2 protein-coding genes are annotated in these 2,723 nt (G+C 31.6%); both read left to right on the top strand.

The features are described 5' to 3' along the window. The coding region (locus tag SPD45_RS14290; RefSeq protein ID WP_336268451.1) for an N-acetylglucosaminidase at nt 1-1,285 on the top strand (1,285 nt) is incomplete at its 5' end. Nucleotides 1,286-1,631: 346 nt separating this feature from the next. Next, nucleotides 1,632-2,702, top strand: coding sequence for an LCP family protein (locus tag SPD45_RS14285; protein ID WP_336268450.1), 1,071 nt, complete (start codon nt 1,632-1,634; stop codon nt 2,700-2,702). Nucleotides 2,703-2,723: the final 21 nt, after the last annotated feature.

Genomic DNA, 2,723 nt, shown 5'->3' with positions numbered 1-2,723 from the left:
AAATCCATCTAATGTATATGGAACTGTAACGGCAAATGTTGTAAAGGATTTTCAAAATGCTAATGGCTTGAAAGACGATGGAATTACAGATCAACAAACCTTAGATAAAATCTCTGAATTAGTAAATAATATAAGTATTGAACCTGTAATCAAGACAGAATACACAAATTACAAACTTACATTGGTAGAGGCAGTAAACATACAATTATCTCACAATCCACAAACAGATAAATATAGAAACGATAAATCTTACATTGCAAATAAATATGTAACTTTAAAAGGAAGAGGGACCGTGACTGGAACTGTTAATGTTCGAACAAAGCCAACTGTAAATTCCGATATAATAAATCAAATGAAAAAAGGTAATACAGTAAATGTTATTAAGGAAGTGAATGATATAATTTTAGGGGCCTCTAATAAGTGGTACCAAATATCAAACAATGGTAAATTATATTATATTTCCTCCAAATATGTTGATATTAATGAAGGTGAAGTATTGGCTACCGTGAATGTTCGTGCAGGACAAAATACCTCGTCTCATATTTTTGGAAAACTATTAAAGGGCGATAAGATTACAATTAAAAATAAGGAAGGTTCATGGTACGAAATAGAATACAAGACTTGGAGACTTCCGACTGCTTCAGATTTGAGTTCGGAAATGAATCCAAAAAATACTGACAAATTTCAACATTTACGTTTAGATACTTTAGCAGGTGCTACCGCTAGTCAACTAAATGGTATGTTAAAAGGAAAAGGTGTTTTAAATAATCAAGGTCAAGCTTTTATTAATGGAGCAAAGCAAGGTAAAGTAAATGAAGCTTATCTAATCTCTCACTCTCTACTTGAGACAGGTAACGGTACTTCTAAACTAGCAACAGGAATAGAAGTTGGAAAGAATAAGAGTGGAAAACCTACTGTTGTTACCAGTAGTAATCGAAAAAATTTAACATCTATTAAAAAGGTATACAATATGTACGGTATTGGTGCTGTTGATAGTAATCCAAATAATGCAGGAGCGATTAGAGCATACGAAGAAGGATGGACTACTCCAAAGAAAGCTATTGAAGGAGGAGCAAAATGGGTGGGGCAACAATACATCCACAACGCGTATAAACAAAACACTTTATATAAAATGCGTTGGAACCCGAGAATGGCTGACGGATATGCATGGAAACAATACGCGACAGATATTGGTTGGGCTCGAAAGCAAATAAGTAGAATAAAAGAGGTATATAGTTTTATAGATCGCCCAAATTACCATTATGATATAGCGGAATATAATTAATAAGTTATGAATTTGTCTCTTATTTATCTTTAATCTTTAAGATAAATAAGAGATTTTTTTGTTTGTTAACTAATAACATTTATTCCCTTTTTTGAAATAAAAATACTAGTCAATAACAATATACGAGGTTACAATTCTGAGTGATCAGTATAAAAATTAAAGTGTATAATATTATACAAAAATTTCTTAGACTTAAATTTAGGCGATTTCGGTTAAAAATACCAAAATATTAAATGATGATTACAAAATGCAATCAATCCTTGATACTTATAATGAAGAAGTAGTATAATATAAGAGTAAATTTGTTTAAATATGAATATAAGTATGATTAAAGGAGTCTAATAAAATGAAGCACACAAGAATAAAAACTCCGAAACGAAAATTAAGAGGGTGGGTTAAGTTTGGCTTAATACCCTTTTTATTAGTTGTTTTACTCGTTGGTGGATATGGAGTTCATTTATATATAAAAGCTGGTTCAACAATGAATGATGCTTATGAAGATGACGGAAGGGATAAATCGGATTTACGAGATGATTATGTTGACCCGAAATTCGATAACGTAACAGTTCTCTTAATGGGAATTGATGAAAATGAAAAACGAAGTGAACGAGGAGAACCGACGAGAACAGACGCATTAATTTTGGCATCATTAAATAAAGATGATAAAAGTGTAAAACTATTAAGTATTCCTCGTGACTCATATGTTTACATACCAGAAGTTGGATACGAAGATAAAATTAACCACGCACATGCATTCGGTGGAACGAGATCGACAATTGATACAGTGGAGAACTTATTAGATATTCCTGTTGATTATTATGTAAAGGTTAATTTTAACGCATTTGTTGATGTAGTAGATGCAATTGGTGGAATTGATGTAGAGGTACCATACGAATTTAAGGAATCAAACTCTAAAGATAAAAGAGACTCTATTCATTTAATGCCAGGTGAACAAACATTAGACGGGGAAGAAGCTTTAGCCTTGGCTCGTACTCGTAAACAAGATACAGATGTAATGCGTGGACAAAGACAATTAGAAATTGTCGACGCAATGGTAAGTAAAGTTGCATCAGTTTCATCGGTGTTAAAATATGATGATGTTATTGAAGCAGTAGGAAAAAATATGTCTACGAATATGACATTTACAGAAATGAAGAGCTTTTTCTCTTATGCAACGCACGGTTCTAAAATTGATATCGAAAAGCTATCTTTAGAAGGATATGATTATCAACCGGAGGGTATTTATTACTGGCAGTTAGATCATGAAGAATTACAAAATACAATTAATACATTGAAAACTCATTTAGAATTAATAGAAGCTTCTGAGGAAGAAGTTATTGAAGATGAAACGGATGAACAAGAGTATTATCAAGAGAATGAAATGAATCAAGATGAAGTATATGAAAATAATTATTAGATTAAATAAAAAACGTTCTGA

The organism is Pseudogracilibacillus sp. SO10305, from assembly GCF_037072005.1.
GTDB lineage: Bacteria > Bacillota > Bacilli > Bacillales > Amphibacillaceae > Pseudogracilibacillus > Pseudogracilibacillus intestinigallinarum.
Note: the sequence above shows the minus strand (reverse complement) of the source record. Positions and strands in the feature narration are given on the sequence as shown.